Source organism: Pseudoalteromonas sp. SW0106-04 (genome assembly GCF_001293805.1).
In the GTDB taxonomy this organism is placed as follows: domain Bacteria; phylum Pseudomonadota; class Gammaproteobacteria; order Enterobacterales; family Alteromonadaceae; genus Pseudoalteromonas; species Pseudoalteromonas ruthenica.
On record NZ_BCAI01000023.1, the window covers coordinates 1 to 18,022 of the forward strand.

Here is an 18,022-nt window from a genome sequence, read left to right on the forward strand (position 1 = left end):
TCTTTTAAAACTCAGTTTTACTTGACTCACCCAACTCGTTGAAGTGCTTGTTTGTAAGCAGCCCGCCGTGTCGGTGGATGCGCATTATAGGGAGATTCGATTTCCACGCAACCCCTTTTTTAAAGAAAAATGCAAAAAATAGATCGTTTGCTTTTAATTTAGGCATTACGGCTTAAATTAATACAAAAAGCCGCTGTTTGGCGGCTTTATTGTGGGACTTTTATTGTTGGATGGTTAACTTCCAACCAGCATTACGTTGGTAGAGTGTCTCTTGGTTAAGTTCGCTTAGCATAAGCGGGTGTTGCTTTAACCACTGCGAGTCTATAGATAAGATGAGTGCCTCACCTTGAGCATTAATGGCTAGTTGCGGTAGTACATCATCTTTACGACGCATAGAGAGAATAACAGCTAAGCGCAACACTCTGACCAGACATATCGCTAGTTGCTGGTGCGCGCCAAGGGACTCAAACTGGTTTGCACTCAAGTCCCCCTTGTGGCTTTGCACTAACATAGTCACTAATAAGTGCTGTTGACGAGTGAACCCTGGCATATCGGTATTTTTAAGAATATAAGCGCCATGTTTTGGATATTGCTTATATTCAATTAATAAACCCACTTCATGGAGTTTTGCGGCGCTGTGCAGCAAAGCGTGATCAGTCTCATTCAAATGCCAATCGCTGGCCAGTTGGCTAGCAAGCAATTTGGCGATACAGGCTACGCGCTCACCCTGGCTATGATCTACATGGTAACGGGTAACAAAACTGTCGATAGTACGTTGTCTAATATCTTTACGCTGTAGTTCAGGGATCATGCTATAGAGCACCCCTTCGCGAAGCGCACCGCCGGCCAAGCCCATCGCTTCAATTTCTAACACTTCAAAGATAGCAATGAGGATTGCTAATCCAGAGACAAAGACCAAACGACGCTCTTCGCTTAAACCAGGAAGTTGAAGACTATCAATATTGCTATATTGTACCGTCAGCTGTCGAATATCGTGGAGCTTATCCAGGGTCAGTGTTTCGTCCTGACGCTGTGCGACCATAATTTCTTGAATTGCTTGTACGGTGCCTGATGCACCAGCGGCATAGTCCCATCCGGTGTGTTTATACTTAGCGGCGATCGGCTCGACAATATTTTTCGCCGCAGCAATAGCAGCATTATAGTTTTCTTGGCTTAAAGCGCCGTCTTTGAAATAAGCTTCTAGATAGGTAACACATCCCATATTGAGGCTTTGATAATGTATAGGGTGGGACCCTTCACCGATCACCACTTCGGTACTCGCGCCACCAATATCAATAACTAGTTGCTTGCCACTGCAGGAAGAAGTGTGTGCAACGCCTTGATAAATGGTTTTAGCTTCCTCTTCACCACTAATAACATTCACCGGGTGACCGAGAATCTCTTGCGCACGGTTCTTAAACTCTTCGGCGTTAGTGGCTAAGCGCAGCGTTGCCGTGGCAACAATGTAAACCTGATGGGCAGGAATATCCTGCAAGCGTTCAGCAAATAAGGCTAAGCACTCCCAACCGCGCTCCATCGCCTCTTGGCTCAGGCACATTTGCGCGTCTAGCCCTGCAGCAAGACGTACTTTACGTTTAACCCGACCAATTGTTTGCAAAGAGCCAGCAACGGTCTTAGCTATCAGCATGTGAAAACTGTTTGAGCCAAGATCGATTACCGCATATAAATCATCTTGGAGGGAAGGTTTCACCACTTGTTATTACCTCAAAAAAAGCTTGGCATAGGCCAAGCTTGGGGATCATTTACTTCTAACGCGGCTGACGACGCCGATTTTGCCCTTGGCCTCGACCGCCATTACGAGAACGTCCTTGCGGCCCTCGGCGTTTAATCATTTTTGGTGCTTTGATGTCATCCAACAATGCACTCTTGTCATAATGGGATAATGGGATGCTGTGTTCTATATACTCTTCTATCTCTTGAAGGTTATATGCATACTGCTCACAGGCAAAGCTAATAGCGTGTCCTGAAGCACCAGCGCGCCCAGTTCGACCGATGCGATGCACATAGTCTTCGCAGTCATCCGGTAGGTCATAGTTAAATACATGACTTACTTCTGGGATATGCAATCCGCGAGCGGCGACATCCGTAGCTACCAGAAAGTCTAAATCACCTTTAGTGAATTGCGCCAGGATAGACTGACGTTTTTTCTGATTGACATCGCCTGTTAATAGCCCGACTCTGTGGTCGTCAGCTTTAAGCCATGCATATACCGTTTCGCAACTGTGTTTAGTATTAGCAAACACAATCGCTTTATCTGGCCATTCTTCTTCAATTAAGGTTAGCAGCAGCTTCATCTTGTCTTCTTGTGAAGGATGGAACAGCTCTTCTTGAATACGCTTACCCGTTTTCACATCCGGCTCAATTTGCACATGCTCTGGATTTGTCATGTGCTCAAACGCGAGCTCTTGGACACGATAAGACAGTGTCGCCGAGAACAATAAGTTCAGTCGCTCACTTGCTTCTGGCATCCGCCTAAACATATAACGGATGTCTTTAATAAAACCAAGGTCAAACATACGGTCGGCTTCATCAAGGACGACCACCTCAATATCATTGAGGGTGTAACAACCTTGCTTATAAAGGTCGATCAATCGTCCCGTGGTGCCAATTAAGATATCAACACCTTTTTCCAGCTGTGCCCGTTGTTTTTCATAATCCTCGCCACCATATAATAAACCTAGTTTAAGGTTGCAGTGTGGCGCCAAGATTTCTGCGTCTTTGTGGATCTGAATCGCGAGCTCCCGAGTGGGAGCCATGATCAGGGCTCTTGGTTGCTGACCCGATGGCTTTTGACTACGCAATAAGTAATGGCAAGTGGCCGTAAGAAACGCCAAAGTCTTGCCGGTGCCCGTTTGTGCCTGACCAGCAATATCTTGGCCAGCCATAATGTATGGCATACACTTTGCCTGAATTGGCGTGCAGTATTCAAAGCCACTTGCTTGCAATCCGGCAACCACTTCCGGTGCTAAAGCAAAGTCTGCAAATTTTTTATCGGTTAAATGTGTCTTATTCATAGCGATAAAGCATAACGCTTAAACTTGCAATAAGAAACAAGAGTGTTTAAATACGCACTAAATAAATTCGCCAAAATTAACGGAGAACGTGATGAGCGATAAAATTATCCAATTAACTGACGACAGCTTTGACGCTGACGTATTGCAATCAGACAAGCCTGTACTAGTCGACTTTTGGGCTGAATGGTGCGGACCTTGTAAAATGATTGCGCCAATCCTTGACGAAGTAGCTGGCGAATTTGACGGCCGTGTAAGCATTGGCAAACTCAACATCGACCAAAACGCAGGCACTCCGCCTAAGTTTGGTATTCGAGGTATTCCAACTTTATTGCTATTTAAAGATGGCCAAGTTGCAGCAACGAAAGTAGGTGCATTATCTAAAGCTCAGCTAGTTGAGTTCTTAGAGAACAACCTGTAATCACGCCGTTAAAAAGGGCTTTGGCCCTTTTTTACTCTACAATTGTGTTTAAACACTGGACGATGCGCTTTCGAGCTGCTAGTTTATAACCCCAACAATCCTAAGTTTATCCAAAAACCTCACTCGGGATACTTCCATTTCGAGACGATAAATAGTTAAAGAACCCACCAATATGCATTTACGCGAACTGAAAGACAAGTCTATCAAAGAACTTGTAAAACTAGCCGAGTCTATGGGCTTAGAAAACGTAGCCCGCCTTAGAAAACAAGATATTATCTTCTCAATCTTAAAAGCGCACGCCAAAAGCGGTGAAAACATTTATGGCGGCGGTGTCTTGGAGATTTTGCAAGACGGCTTTGGCTTTTTACGTAGCTCTGAAGCCTCGTACCTAGCCGGCCCTGATGATATTTACGTCTCGCCAAGCCAAATTCGTCGTTTCAGTTTGCGTACTGGCGATACGATTGCGGGACTGATTCGCCCACCTAAGGATGGCGAACGCTACTTCGCACTATTAAAAGTGAACGAAGTTAACTTCGATAAACCTGAAAACTCCCGTACTAAAATCCTCTTCGAAAACCTTACTCCACTGCACGCAAACGAACGTTTACGCATGGAACGTGGTAATGGTAGTACCGAAGACATCACCGCACGGGTACTGGATTTAGCCTCACCAATTGGTAAGGGTCAGCGAGCCCTGATTGTTGCTCCGCCGAAAGCGGGTAAAACCATGTTGCTGCAAAATATTGCCCAGTCTATCAGCTACAATCAGCCTGATTGTGAGTTGATGGTTTTGCTGATTGACGAGCGCCCGGAAGAAGTAACAGAAATGCAGCGCTTGGTGAAAGGTGAAGTAGTAGCGTCAACATTTGATGAACCTGCCAGCCGTCACGTACAAGTAGCCGAAATGGTTATTGAGAAAGCCAAACGTCTGGTTGAGCACAAAAAAGACGTGGTTATTCTTTTAGACTCCATTACCCGTTTAGCCCGCGCCTACAACACCGTAATCCCATCATCAGGTAAAGTACTGACCGGTGGTGTTGATGCGAATGCGCTACATAAACCAAAACGCTTCTTCGGTGCAGCTCGTAATGTTGAAGAAGGGGGTAGCTTGACCATCATCGCTACAGCTCTAATTGATACCGGCTCAAAAATGGATGAAGTCATCTACGAAGAGTTTAAGGGTACAGGTAACATGGAACTGCACCTTAACCGTAAGATTGCAGAGAAACGCGTATTCCCAGCAATTGACTTCAACCGCTCAGGTACACGCCGCGAAGAGTTACTCACCAAGGCAGATGAGCTTCAGAAGATGTGGATTTTACGTAAGATTGTCCATGACATGTCGGAAATCGATGCCATGGAATTCCTCATCGATAAGCTTGCCATGTGTAAAACCAACGATGAATTCTTTGATTCGATGAAGCGCAAGTAATAACTGCTTTAGCTTACTCGTAGGCCGTGACTGTTTTGCAGTCGCGGCCTTTTTTATTTTGCGCCTAGACGAGATTAGTCTATATCTTAGATAGGGCAAAATATAATCAGTAAGCTAATGAATCTTAGAAATTTTTACCTTCTCTTTGTGGCGGTATTAACATTCACGCAAGTGATAGTGGCCTACCAGTTCACGTCATCGTGGTGGCACACCGCCCTTATTTTATTGCCCACTTTGATTATCCTCGCCTTATTTATCTACGTTTTGAAGCGAGGCACTGTACAAGACCGTGAGCTGACCGCTGCCCTGGCACAGCACTTGGTAGATGGAGAAAAAGTGAACGTCAGTTTTCGCTTTGATGACAGCAAACACACTCCCCAATCTTATCTGGTATTCAATAGCTGCTTAGCCACCATTGAGCATTTAATTATGGAAATTCATGCAAGCGCTGCACGCCTTCTTCCGATGGCTGATGAACTTACCGATACCTATTCCTCAGTAACTCAAAAAGCGATGATGCAAAGTACCCATGGTAACGACATGGTAAACTCATTTAATGACATGATGCATATTACGACCCAACTCGGTGATGGCATTGATAATATTTGTGGCTCGTTGGAGCTGGCAACAAACTCAGTAAAACAAACCAAAATCGACGCTGATAAAAGCCAGCGCAGCATGCAAACACTGTCATCACAGATAGCACAAACCAATGATGAATTAGCGCAGTTGCAACAAGACAGCGAAAAAATTAGTTCGGTGATTGATGTTATCAATGCCATTGCTGAACAAACCAATCTACTGGCATTAAACGCCGCGATTGAAGCGGCACGCGCGGGTGAAATGGGCCGTGGCTTTGCTGTGGTCGCTGACGAAGTTCGCCACCTCGCTGCACGCACGACCAAATCCACCAGTGAAGTGCGGGAAATGGTGCAACATATTCAGCAAGGGACGCAGCGGGTCACCGAGTTGATGCAACAAAGCATCTCGCTGACACAGGAAACCGTTGAATTATCCGCGCAAGCGACTAACGAGGTCGACCAAATAGAGCATTCTATGCTCGACATTAGCGCCCATTCAGAACAAATCCGCAGTCAACTGCAGCAGCAGCATACGTTGTCTGATAGAGCGCAAAGCTGCGTCGATGCCATGCAAGAGCTCAACTCAGACGCGCTGCCTAGCTCGCGGATACAATCGGTATCATCACAAGACTTGCTCAACCTCGCACAGTGTATAGAGCAGAAGATAAGCTTATTTATTACCAGTGAAGAACATTATGATACCCGCAGACGTAATGATCCCAGCCGAAAACACAAAGATGCGCTGCCGCAAAAGACGAGCCATAGTGAGGATCTTACGGGTGATATTGATTTATTCTAGTTCCAGATTTGCCAAGTCTTCGATTAATACACCGACTTGCTCTTTATCCTGATACTTTGCCGCAAGTTCAATATCGCATACCAACTCCGCAATGGTTTGGCTGGCAAACATCTGCGCAGCCCCAGCTAAGCGGTGGGCGACGGCCTTAATTTCATCGAGGTCATTACGAGCGTGTGCATTTACTAAGCTTTCGATCTCTCTTGGTAAGGTGTGCATAAAGCTTTCGTGCAAGTCGCTCATATCCACACTCTGAGCCGCACGAGCGTCTATTTCAACATTCAAAAAGTGCTCTAGGGTGCGGCAAAACTCTTCTTTTTCGATAGGTTTCGCCAAGTGATTAGTGAACCCAGCAGCTTTGTACCGTTCAATATCATGGGTCATGGCGTTCGCCGTTAAAGCAATGATCGGTTGCGTATAGCCACATTGGCGCAACAAATTAAGAGCCTCAAGACCATCCATTTTTGGCATTTGGATATCCATTAACACTAAATCAGGGCAGTGCTGCAAAGTAAGCTCTACAGCTTGTTCACCATTAGCAGCGCTGTGCACTTTAATACCTAAGTTGGTAAGTAGACGCTCAATTAGTCTACGATTATCCTCGTGATCCTCGGCCAGTACCACCTCACCGGAAAAGCTCAGGGCCCGTGCTGCCTGAATCGTGTCGTTACTGCGCTCGTCCATTTCCATACAACGACAAGGGATATAGAAGCTAAATGTACTGCCCTGTCCCAAAACACTAGAGACGCTTATATCTCCACCCATAATCTGCGCTAGTTGCTGCGATAGGCTTAGGCCGAGGCCAGTGCCACCAAAGCGTCGGCTGATTGAGTTATCACCTTGGCTAAAGTTCGCGAAAATGGCATCAAGCTTATCTTCAGCAATACCAATCCCGGTGTCTTTTACACGAAAGCACACGCCCTGCTCATCAGCAGTAATAGCAAGTTCAACCTCACCTTGCTCGGTGAACTTCACCGCATTAGAGCATAAGTTCACCAGCACCTGTTTTACTCTAATGTAGTCAAATTCCGCACCAAAGCTTGCTGGCAACTTATTATTAATGCGAAAAAGAATGCCTTTTTGTGATGCGCTCGGCTGGAACATGGCATTTATATCCGCAAGCAAGGAACAAATACTCACTGTTGAAATAACCAACTCCAGCTTGTTGGCCTCGATTTTACTCAAATCGAGTACATCGTTAATCAGCTCTCCAAGGTGTTGGCTATTGTTGTAGATAACTCGTAGCTCCTTGGCTACTTGCTCGGCGGGCACATCACCTTCGATGATCGCTTGCGCTTGACCCATAATAGAGGTCAGGGGGGTGCGTATTTCATGGCTGATATTGGCCAAGAATTGGCTTTTTATTTCATTTGCCGCACTGAGCTGATCGGCTAGCTCCTCCAGCTCTTTGGTACGTTGCTTTACTTTATCCTCTAACATTGCCGTAGCTTTGCGCTCGGCAGAGCGCCGGAATAACAACACTATACTGATAAAAGCCAATATCAGTATACCTGCAGCCAGAAATGTCATTTGACGACGCTGCTGCGCTTCGAGTTTGTCTAACTGTTGCTGTTGCTTGAGCGAGTCAACCTGTTGTTGTAGTTCCGTAGCATTGTACTTAGCTTGGAAATCATTCAAAGAACTGGCTATTTTATTGCTTAACATCTCTTGCTGCTGGCGCTCATAGCGCTCGTATAGCAATGCGCTTTTGACATGATCACCCTGCGCCGCAGTCACGAGTAATTCAATTAAGGAAATCGCAGGAGAAGCTTTGTCATCGGTCACCTGCTCGCGCATGGTGTAAACCTCTCGCAGCGCTTGCTGTGCCTGCTTATATTGGCCTTTAGCGAACAGCAACTTGGCTTCAATCTCTTTAATATTGCTGTTGTAATGCAAATTATCCATTACCTCAGCCTGCGCTTGGGCGTCACGCATTTGCGTATAAGCGGCATCAAAACGCCCTTGCACGAAGTTTAATTCAGCTAAGCGAATAAGATTGACAATATGGTTTGGGCGGTCGCCATTTTCTTGGTACTTCACCAGAGCCTTTTGGTAGTAAATTTCTGCTTGTTCGAAATCCATACGTGATTGGTAAATAGAGCCTAAGTTAGTCTCCATTTGCGCTTGCCCTATGGTATCGCCCAAACGCTCAAAGCTATCACCTATTTGCTCATAAATATCAAATGCAGCTTCGAAACGGTACCAGTCCATGTAAGCAACGGCGATGTTGTGCATGATATTAACTTGGTCATATTCGTCGCCATATTCATCGTAAAGCTCTTTTGCCTTTGAATAGGAGGCGATGGCCGCTTCGATTTGGTCTGCGCCAGAATAAGCCAGGCCAATATTATTATATAAATGGGCTGCAATAATGGGTTTGTCGATTTGCTCGATGATCTCGATGGCGCGAAGATAATCTTCAATGGCGGTTAAATCTTGACCCCGGTAGTAGTGGCTAACGCCTTGCATCTGTGCATATCGCGAATGCTCAATGACCGTGCCGTGTTTTGCAGCTAGTTGCTCTGCGCGTAAATAGTAGCGAGCCGCCTTTTCGTAGTTACTGTCTTCAAAAAACTGTTTGGCGATAAAGGCATTGACTGCTAATTGTTGTGGTTCAGAGAGAGGTTGAGCGAGTTTGCTGATGGCGTAATCGCGTTGCAATTGCTGAGGTTGGGAGCGAATATCGTCAATCAGCGCATCACCATAGCTCAGGCTAGTAAAAAGTGAGCATACAAGTAACTGGATACACACCAGTAACCGAGGGAGCTTCCTTTGCGACATATTCCATTTCACTGTATTTTAAACCCTGTACACCCTACGCTGGGCAATCTCAATTACGTTAACGGTTTTATTATGGACGACTCACATTACAACCCACTCATAGAGCCTATTTTAGCGCTCTTAACGGACGGTCAAAGTTGGAAAGTCCATACCCTGGCTAGCCAATTAAAAGCACACGGTCACCTTGGCCGCCTTGATGAAGACTCCATGGCCGATTTAGCTAAACGCAACTTCATCATTATGAATGCACTGTTTCAGCTACAAGATGAATTGCTCAAAAGCGACTGCTATTTGTCCATATCTAGTTTACATATTCAGCTCGTTTACGGCCACCCAAAACAACGACCTAGCAGCAACGATTCATTGCGAGAATATTACCTCAATTGGCAGAATTACGCCTTATCTCGCGAGCAAGTTATAGACTTGTTAGACCAGTTTTGGCAAGCCTTGCCCATTAACACTTTAGACGATACGACCCTAGCACGTATTAACAAACGTTGGAAATTGTCACAGCCGATTCAAATGCAGGCACTAAAAAAGCGATGGCGCACGCTTGCGCTTGCGTACCACCCGGATAAAAACACCCACAGTAACGCAGACTTTCAACAAATTCATAATGAATACCAACAGTTACTTCAATATGTGCGAGTAAAAAATAACAATTGCAATTGATAATTACTTTCATTAACATGCGCAACGTTGTTTTTTATCTAGGTAATTATTATGAACCGCCACGCGCTCACCTTAGCAATCGCAGCTGCCTTCCCTACCGCGACTCTCGCAACTGAAAACATGGAAAAGATCGAAGTCGTCGGCTCGTATTTTAACGACTATAAAGTGGATAGCGCTTCAGGCGCCTTACGCACAAATACCTCATTGCTAGAGACGGCTCAGTCTGTAACTGTTATTCCTGACACTATAGTTAATGAGCAACTGGCCACCACACTCGGCGAAGTACTGAGTAATGACGCCAGCCTTACATCGGGCTCGAAACAGCGTAACCGAGAAACATTCAACATGCGTGGGTTTGGCTTAAGTTCATCGACTGGCTACTTACGCGATGGCCACCAGCATTGGTCTCATTACCAACAACCGATTGAAATCCTTGAGCGTGTTGAGGTTATCAAAGGCCCTTCGAGTATCCTCTATGGTCAGTCTGGTCCGGGCGGATTGGTCAATATGGTGACCAAAAAGCCCACCGCCAATCAATTTATTAACCTTGCGGCAGATATCGATCAACACGGCTCCACTCGCTTTATGCTTGATGCAAGCTCTGCACTAACCGAAGATGAGCGCCTGCGCGGACGCGGCATTTTAGTCAAGCAAGATGTAAACTTCTGGCGCGAATACCCCAACGGCGAAGAACGCGAACGAGACCGCTTTTTGGGCGCTATGGTGTTAGATTATGACCTCACGGACGACACTTTAATACGCGTACATTATGACCGCACTGATGATAAAACTGGGTTAGATACTGGGGCTTGGCTAAACAACGATGGCGAGCTTATCGGTGACGATAAAACGATTTACGATTTTTCTTGGGCTTTCACTGATATTACTGTGGAAAATATCGGCCTTGATGTACGCCATTTCATTAACAACCAGTGGCAAGTGAAAGTAGGCTACAACGAGCAAACGTTCGAGCGCCAACGTTTTGAGTCGGCACCGCGCAAACCGAGCGACTATCAAGTCGGTGATAGCTACACCTCGCGCCCCTATGATCGCTTTGATGATTGGCAATTTACTACCGCCTACATCGACTTTGTTGGCGAATTTAAGCTGGCCAATATGCAACACCAACTACTGATTGGTGCCAATAGTCTAGATTACTATTATGGACAGCTTCGCACCCGCGCAGATGCAGTGGATTACACACTCGCTCAGCAACAGCCAAGCCGCCCCAATGTAAGCTATCAGAGCGATGATAGCTTATACACCGCAGAATATGACTACTATGGTATCTATATTCAAGACTTGATCACTGTGAACCCACAGTGGCAAGTCTCTATTGGTGGACGCTACGATAAGCAAAATAAAACCGGTGCCGACAATGAATCTGTACTTCCTAAACTAGGCATACTTTACCACCCACTGGATACCGCCACGATTTACCTCAGCTACTCAGAAGGCTTCGAGCCGCAGGGCGCCGATAAGCTCAATAATGAAACCGACAAGAATCATAATATGAAACTTGACGCTGTGACTTCTGAGCAAATAGAGCTCGGTGCTAAGTGGCAGTTGTTCGATGACCGTTTACTGCTAAGCGGCTCACTGTTTGATATCAGTAAAGACGGCACCTTAGTCACTGAGCTCGTTGAACACCCTGATTATGATTCAATCACTACACAGGTTGGCGAGCAGCGTCATAAGGGCCTAGAGCTCGCCGCACAGGGCGCGGTCACCGATCGTTTTTTCGTCATGGCGTCCACTATGTATTTAAATGCTCAATACGAACGTGATGAGAATTATGAGGGCAACCGCCCTGCGGATGCACCCAAGTGGTCGGCTTCACTGTGGTCACGCTATGAGCTTAACGATGCCCTGGCCTTTAATGCTGGCGTTTTTTACACCGGAAAACGCTTTGCCGACAGTGCCAATACCGTTGAGAAAGATGCGTATACGCGCGTCGATGTCGGTGCTACCTACGCGCTTAAGCTTGCCGGTAATGACATTGACTTAAGACTCAATATTGAGAACCTATTTGATACTGACTACCTTGCCGGCGGTGGCGTCAGTAATGTCACTGTTGGCGAAGGCACGAACTTCCGCCTTGCTGCCCAGTTCAGCTTCTAACCATAAAGAGGTCGCCTCTCGGCGACCTCCTTCCCTCCCGACCTAGCGCATAAATTATCACCATGAGTAAGGATGTGATTAAATACACTTTTATCTCTAGACCTAGGAACAACCATGAAGTTTGTCTCTTTGTTGGCACTGCCCCTACTCGCATTAGCGCCAATACAGCAAGCAGCCGCAGAGCAATTTACCACTGAGCAATTACAACACACCGCACAAATTCGTCAGCAGGCACAAAACAGCGAGTTAAGTTGGCAACTCGTGGAGTCCCTTACCACCGAGGTCGGCCCTCGCCTGCCGGGTACCGAGAATGATAAAAAGGCCGTTGCTTGGGCCAAAGCTCAGTTCGAACGGCTCGGCTTCGATAAAGTGTGGCTCGAAAAAGCCCACTTCCCACACTGGCGCCGCTATCATGAATCAGGACATATACTCTCTCCTAGCAAACAGCCGCTGCATCTAACAGCTTTAGGCAACAGCGTTAGCACCGCAAAAGACGGCCTAAGCGCTCCTATCGTATTGTTTGAAACGCTGGCAGAGTTACAAGCTGCACCCGCCGGCTCGCTAGCAGGAAAAATTGCCTATGTGAACTATCGTATGAACCGTGATATTGATGGCAACGGTTATGGGCCTGCAGTGAAAGCGCGCAGTTCAGGCGCCGTTGTCGCAGCCCAAAAAGGCGCAATTGGCTATATGATGCGCTCAGTCAGCACCAGTCATCACCGTTTTGCTCATACCGGTGGCAGTCACTATAAAGAAGGGGTAAGCAAGATCCCCAATGTGGCTATTGCTAACCCAGATGCCGATCAAATTGCGCGACTTATCGCACTCGGCGAACAAGTCACCGTACACATCAATATACAAACCGAAGATTTAGGACAGGGCGAGAGCTATAACGTGATTGGTGAGATAACTGGCCATAGTAAACCTGATGAATACGTGCTCTTAGCTAGCCACCTTGATTCATGGGATTTAGGCACCGGTGCCTTAGATGACGGCGCAGGCGTTGCAATCACCATGGCAGCAGCAAAGCATGTGGCAGCGGTGAAACGCCCACAGCGAAGTATTCGTGTTGTCCTCTTTGCCGCTGAAGAGCTTGGCCTGTGGGGTGCTAAAGATTATGTCAAAGCACATAGTGATGAGTTAGATCACATCGTTGCCGCCGCCGAATCGGATTTTGGCGCCGATGTCGTGTATGCGTTCGAATCGAACGTGCATGCCCAATCCTTACCTATAGTGCGCGCGATTGCTGAGCAACTGAGACCTCTCGATGTAACCTACATCGGCGCAAACTCAGCCCGAGGAGGGCCGGACTTAATCCCGTTTGAACGAGCACAATCGAGCCCTATATTTGCCTTGCATCAAGACGGCACCGACTACTTTGATTACCATCACACCGCTGATGACACTCTAGATAAAATCGAACCACATAAGCTAAAGCAAAATACCGCTGCGTATGCCGTTTTTGCCTATATGGCCGCCGATGCTAAGGACAAAATTCAAGCAAAATAAAATCTTGCTAACATTTTTTAGTTGCGCTAGTGTGGAAAATACTTGCGCAACAAGGAATGTTAGTATGCCAGTTTCTGCCGTCCCCACTGAGCGACTCGCTCCGACACACATCAATAAACGCTTTGGCCGCTATTCAGTACTCAGTGCTTATGGCTTGCCCTTGATGCCGCTAGGCAGACCCGGCGCAGCTCTGAGCCACTGGTTCATTTGGGCGACTTACCATAGCTTGGGCTTGTGGCTTATTGCAGCATTAGTGGTTTTGCTTGTTAATCATAACCACCAACAAGGGCAACAAATGGCTGCCAACTTAGCTGCGCCCAAAATTTGGGATGTGTACGTCTTCGAAAAGCAAGGCTTAAGTCGTGCACTTGGTAAAGACGCAGCGCCGGGATATCAAGTGCTTCAGGTTAAAGCTGTTGATCCTGATACCGTCACTTTCAAAGTCAGTAGTGTCACTTATAAGCGAGAAAGCGGCACAGACAAAGCCATCAGCATGGATAATTTAATGCTTGATAGCTACTTTTTAACAAACCCCATCTCTCTTGAGCGTCAGCAGCTCGCCCCTTTATTTGCGCAGGGCACGATTATTTCAGCCCGTCGCCCCGAACATATCTACATTGACGGCGGCATCGTTCGTCCACGACCTAAGCCAAAACCTCTCTACGAAGGGCCTAAATTAAATCAAGCCAACCAAAAAGGTATTGAGTATTTTCGTCAAGGCTTGTGGGCTGAGGCATTGAGCGCTTTTCAGCGTGGTGCCGAGCAAGGTGATGCCTGGTCGCAATACAACTTAGGTGACATGTATTTAAAAGGCCAAAGCACTGAACAAGACACTCAACAAGCATGTCTGTGGTTTAAGAGAGCCGCCGAACAAAACCATCCTAAAGCTAAAATAGCGCTAAAGCACTGTAGCTAGTAAGCGATAACTCCTAGCTGTTACTAAAAACCGGCACCAAGCAATGTTATGTTGCAATATAACACCTTGGTGTTACTATATAACAAAACATGGAGATAGAATAATTATTAAGGAGCTTGCTTTGCGCTTACGTTATTTACCATTATTAGTTGCGACGACATTATTGTGGGGTTGTGGCGACAGTATCGATGACCTAAATCAACCCACAGAAGCTGTACCTGAAGAGCATTCAGAGCATGAGCATAATGATGAACACATCGCCGGACGCCTGTTAATTTCGGCGGCTGAACAGGCTGAAGTAAGCGTATTTAACGCTGAGGACTTAAGCCTCGTCGAGCTACTACCGACAACGCATGTGGTATCTGGCATGTACGCTACACCCTCATTGCGTTACGCTGCGTTGATCCAGCGAGACCAAGGCTTAGTAGAGTTTATTGATGGTGGCGTTTATAGCGAAGACCATGGCGACCATATGCACCCTTACGAGCAAGCCCCTAGCTTGTCATCGTTACAACTTAGTGGTGCTAAGCCGACACACTTTAACGCTGCAGAGCAACAAGCGGCCTTATTTTTCGATGGTGATAAACAAAACACGGTCAACGCATCAGTCACCCTACTTGACGATCATCATATTGGCGAAGGTGAGGTAATTGCCCACCACGAGTTTGCTACTTATATGCATGGTGCCGCACAGATACGCGGCGACTACGTGCTAGCAACCTATCGAGAGGCCAGCAGTGACACTGTATTGCCTAGCCAAGTTGAGCTGTTTCATCGCCATGATGATCATCTTCACCATGAACTACGCTTTGCACCAACCTGCCCGATGCTCCACGGCAGCGCGCAAAATGAAGAACATGTCGCCTTTGGTTGTAGCGATGGTGTACTGCTAATAGAGCAACAAGATACGAGCTTCAGTGCCCATAAGATAGCTAACCCTGAGGGGCTTGAGGGTCGCATTGGCACCATCAAAGCAAGCCATAACTCGCATGACCTGCTTGCCATTACCTCAGCAAAGCGATTGTTTAACCTCGATCCAGAAAATCATGATATGACCGAAGTGTTATGGCGTGATGAAGCAGACATCGATGCTTTAGCTAGCACCTTTAGCGCTCATCACGGTGCTTACTTTATTCTCGATAATCACGGTGACTTACACGTTTTTGAAGGCGATGGTGGCTGGCATCACAGCACTCACTTCAACCTTTTTTCGGAGGTATCAGTGAACTACCAGTTAGCGGTTGCCGCAGACGAGGAAGCTCTTTACGTGCTCAATCAGCAAGAGAGCATGCTACACAAAGTGGACTTAGAGTCGCAGGCCATCACTGCGACCCAAGAGCTTAACTTTGCTGCCAGTAAATTGCAGTGGTTAGGTATCGCTGAAGATGAGCATGACCACGCACACTAGGTTTGTTCCCGTGGCCTGCTTGCCCTTGCGGCTGTAGGCCATTTTCTTACTAAAAGGCCCTGTTTTAAAACAGGGCCTTTTTACATCGCTCAATCACAAGCTAAACCTTTTATAAATTAAGGTGTTCAGTGACAAACGCGATCATCTGCTGGTAATAATGAAGTTGGTGCTCGGCGTTATAAAAGCCGTGCCCCTCATCCTCCAGCAACACATATTGATACGGATGTTCAGCCTTATCTAGGGCGGCTATCAAAGACTCGGCCTGTTCAATGGGGGCGCGCTGATCTTCTCCTCCATGAACAATGAGTACGGGCGCCTTTAATTTGTCGACATTGTAACTCGGTGAGAACGCCTTTAGCTGCTTCTTGTCGCTGCCTAAGACCTTGCGTAAGTAGCGCTGGCCACTATCGCGCGCAGCCACGTCACCCTCATCAAACATCAACGGTAAATCATAGACCCCGACTACGCCCACCGCACATTGGAACATATCGGGTTCAATAATAGCGCTTTGCAATGCTGAGTAGGCGCCAAAGCTGGCTCCCATGATGCACATATTATCTTTATCAACCCAGCCTTGCTCTGTCACGTAGTTAACACCGTCAATGATGTCATACTGAATATCACTGCCCCATTTGCGATACCCTGCACGCTGGAAGTTGCCACCAAAGCCGCCTGAGCCCCTGAAGTTGACCTGCAACACAGCTATGCCCCTGCTAGCCAAGAGCTGTACTTCGGGATCGAATCCCCACCAGTCACGAGGACCATGGGGGCCGCCGTGGGGAAGTACAACTAATGGTAAGTCTTTTAATTCCTTACCATGGGGCACGGTAAAGTAACCGTAAATATTCAGCCCGTCACGCGCAGTGTATTGAATGGGCTTGGTTTGTGACATTTGCGCGGTATCAATCCAAGGCCGCGACGAGAACAAAAATTTCAACTCGTTGGTACTGGCGTTAAACAGATAAAAGCTACTGGGGTGACGGTCGCTACCAGTCCACACCACATTCAGGTTGCCATCTTCGGTGCTGCTGATAATGCGTACTTGCCGTCCAGGAACGGCTTGCAAAAGCCCCTTAAGACGCTTTGCCATAGGCGCAGTCTTATCAACAAAAGCATAATTAGGATATTGCGCTTCATATTCAATCGCGAATACCGATTTATCGACCTCATCAACCCATACCTTGCTAGGAGACACATGCTCTTCTTGATAGACCAATTCATGGGTTTTGGTCTCTAAGTTCAACTTATAAAGGCCAGCGGGTTCGCCATTTTTAGAGGCACTGGCGTACACAACATCCCCTTTTTGGTTAAAGCCATGCAACTTGATATCTGACAACCCCATGGCCCCGCGCTCAAGCTCAACCCACTGACCCTCATCAAGGTCACGTAAGTGAATCTCTTGGTCGGTGTAATTATCAGTAGAGACCGATACCCGCAAGCGTCCTTGTTCATCAGTTAAAAACTGCGCCATACGCGACGGTGAACGGGTGACCTGTCGGCGCAACCCGCGATACACATCCACTTCATAAACGATGGTATGGGGCTCCTTGCTGCCAGTCCAAGGGTAGGTAACCACCAGCATATGTCGCTCATCATCAACCAATGGGTCAAGAATATAAGAGGTGCCGTATACAGAGGTCGCCTTACGTAAACGCGAGCCCGTCTGTTGCTCACCCTGATAGCCCATCAGGTATTTAGAGCGGCTACCATCGACGTTTACGCCGAATAATTCGCCATAATATTCAGGATGGTCTTTCCAGCCTCGTAAGTATTCTTTGCTTAACACCACGCGCTCATTATTGACCCATTGGTAATTGCCAACCTGTGCGTTGCCGGGAAAGCTGACGCCGTGATGCACTTTGAAGTTTTCGGTATCAAGAATAATCAGGACATCCTTGCCCTCTTTTTTGGTCATCGCCCCTAGGTAAGCGCCATCGGGAGATAATTTAAGAGAGTGATACTGTGCGCTACGGGAGAAATGCTCTAGAGGAATAAGCTCCGTTTTGGCGTCCTCGGCACTAACGGCCGTGCTAACAAGCCCCAACAGCAGGGCAATAAATAATTTCATTATTTCACTCCATGAAATGTATTTTAAAAGTAGTACTTTTTATTTTTGTTAAATAAGTTACACGAGTGTACCGCGATAGCAATTATGGTTCCAGCTACGGGCCAGATGAAAGGGTTGTTAAACCTATACCTAACCCAACGTTGTGTGCGATGCAGATTCAGCGCAATACCAGCACTGAATGCGCCCGCGATTTTTTGTTTTTACTGATAACTTCATTTATCGTCGCTCTCCCCTAGGGTCGGGCCTCATGTCATAGCAAAAAAACAGAGAGCTAACGCAGCTTCA

At 46.9% G+C, this 18,022-nt stretch carries 12 protein-coding genes; 8 read left to right on the plus strand and 4 right to left on the minus strand.

Annotated elements, in window-relative coordinates:
• Window positions 1-220 precede the first annotated feature (220 nt).
• Entirely contained in the window at window positions 221-1,714 is a 1,494-nt protein-coding gene (gene gppA, locus W04_RS17920) for a guanosine-5'-triphosphate,3'-diphosphate diphosphatase (protein WP_053911840.1), read from the minus strand.
• A gap of 55 nt (window positions 1,715-1,769) precedes the next feature.
• Window positions 1,770-3,035 (minus strand): ATP-dependent RNA helicase RhlB, encoded by a 1,266-nt coding sequence (gene rhlB / locus W04_RS17925; RefSeq protein WP_053911841.1) that lies wholly within the window; start codon window positions 3,033-3,035, stop codon window positions 1,770-1,772.
• A gap of 91 nt (window positions 3,036-3,126) precedes the next feature.
• On the opposite strand from rhlB, the gene trxA reads away from it, so the two are divergent.
• The 3 genes from trxA (at window position 3,127) to W04_RS17940 (ending at window position 6,265) form a co-directional block, all read left to right on the plus strand.
• Complete coding sequence (gene trxA / locus W04_RS17930) at window positions 3,127-3,453, plus strand: thioredoxin TrxA (RefSeq protein ID WP_022943568.1); 327 nt, start codon at window positions 3,127-3,129, stop codon at window positions 3,451-3,453.
• 172 nt (window positions 3,454-3,625) lie between these two features.
• On the plus strand, window positions 3,626-4,885 hold the full coding sequence (gene rho, locus W04_RS17935; protein WP_022943569.1) for a transcription termination factor Rho: 1,260 nt from the start codon (window positions 3,626-3,628) through the stop codon (window positions 4,883-4,885).
• A gap of 117 nt (window positions 4,886-5,002) precedes the next feature.
• A complete protein-coding gene (locus tag W04_RS17940; RefSeq protein WP_082342286.1) occupies window positions 5,003-6,265 on the plus strand; it encodes a methyl-accepting chemotaxis protein in 1,263 nt (420 codons plus the stop codon).
• Here W04_RS17940 and W04_RS17945 read toward each other — a convergent pair.
• The gene (locus W04_RS17945; protein WP_045979501.1) at window positions 6,257-9,043 is read right to left on the minus strand and encodes an ATP-binding protein; all 2,787 of its coding nucleotides are present in this window, start codon (window positions 9,041-9,043) and stop codon (window positions 6,257-6,259) included. The genes W04_RS17940 and W04_RS17945 overlap by 9 nt on opposite strands.
• A 72-nt stretch (window positions 9,044-9,115) precedes the next feature.
• Here W04_RS17945 and W04_RS17950 point away from each other — a divergent pair, with 72 nt between their 5' ends.
• The 5 genes from W04_RS17950 (at window position 9,116) to W04_RS17970 (ending at window position 15,669) form a co-directional block, all read left to right on the plus strand.
• A complete protein-coding gene (locus tag W04_RS17950; protein WP_053911843.1) occupies window positions 9,116-9,715 on the plus strand; it encodes a DNA-J related domain-containing protein in 600 nt (199 codons plus the stop codon).
• Between the two features lie 51 nt (window positions 9,716-9,766).
• Window positions 9,767-11,836 (plus strand): TonB-dependent siderophore receptor, encoded by a 2,070-nt coding sequence (locus W04_RS17955; RefSeq protein ID WP_053911844.1) that lies wholly within the window; start codon window positions 9,767-9,769, stop codon window positions 11,834-11,836.
• 114 nt (window positions 11,837-11,950) lie between these two features.
• Complete coding sequence (locus W04_RS17960) at window positions 11,951-13,345, plus strand: M20/M25/M40 family metallo-hydrolase (protein WP_053911845.1); 1,395 nt, start codon at window positions 11,951-11,953, stop codon at window positions 13,343-13,345.
• A gap of 64 nt (window positions 13,346-13,409) precedes the next feature.
• Window positions 13,410-14,261, plus strand: coding sequence for a tetratricopeptide repeat protein (locus W04_RS17965; RefSeq protein WP_053911846.1), 852 nt, complete (start codon window positions 13,410-13,412; stop codon window positions 14,259-14,261).
• A 121-nt stretch (window positions 14,262-14,382) separates the two neighbouring features.
• On the plus strand, window positions 14,383-15,669 hold the full coding sequence (locus tag W04_RS17970) for a hypothetical protein (RefSeq protein WP_053911847.1): 1,287 nt from the start codon (window positions 14,383-14,385) through the stop codon (window positions 15,667-15,669).
• Window positions 15,670-15,778: 109 nt separating this feature from the next.
• Here the strand turns inward: W04_RS17970 and W04_RS17975 are convergent, their stop codons facing one another.
• Complete coding sequence (locus tag W04_RS17975) at window positions 15,779-17,737, minus strand: S9 family peptidase (RefSeq protein WP_053911848.1); 1,959 nt, start codon at window positions 17,735-17,737, stop codon at window positions 15,779-15,781.
• Window positions 17,738-18,022: the final 285 nt, after the last annotated feature.

Coding starts and splice junctions, on each gene's coding strand:
- rhlB (WP_053911841.1), bottom strand. CDS start 3,035: ATGAATAAGACACATTTAACCGATAAAAAATTTGCAGACTTTGCTTTA.
- trxA (WP_022943568.1), top strand. CDS start 3,127: ATGAGCGATAAAATTATCCAATTAACTGACGACAGCTTTGACGCTGAC.
- rho (WP_022943569.1), top strand. CDS start 3,626: ATGCATTTACGCGAACTGAAAGACAAGTCTATCAAAGAACTTGTAAAA.
- W04_RS17940 (WP_082342286.1), top strand. CDS start 5,003: ATGAATCTTAGAAATTTTTACCTTCTCTTTGTGGCGGTATTAACATTC.
- W04_RS17945 (WP_045979501.1), bottom strand. CDS start 9,043: ATGTCGCAAAGGAAGCTCCCTCGGTTACTGGTGTGTATCCAGTTACTT.
- W04_RS17950 (WP_053911843.1), top strand. CDS start 9,116: ATGGACGACTCACATTACAACCCACTCATAGAGCCTATTTTAGCGCTC.
- W04_RS17955 (WP_053911844.1), top strand. CDS start 9,767: ATGAACCGCCACGCGCTCACCTTAGCAATCGCAGCTGCCTTCCCTACC.
- W04_RS17960 (WP_053911845.1), top strand. CDS start 11,951: ATGAAGTTTGTCTCTTTGTTGGCACTGCCCCTACTCGCATTAGCGCCA.
- W04_RS17965 (WP_053911846.1), top strand. CDS start 13,410: ATGCCAGTTTCTGCCGTCCCCACTGAGCGACTCGCTCCGACACACATC.
- W04_RS17975 (WP_053911848.1), bottom strand. CDS start 17,737: ATGAAATTATTTATTGCCCTGCTGTTGGGGCTTGTTAGCACGGCCGTT.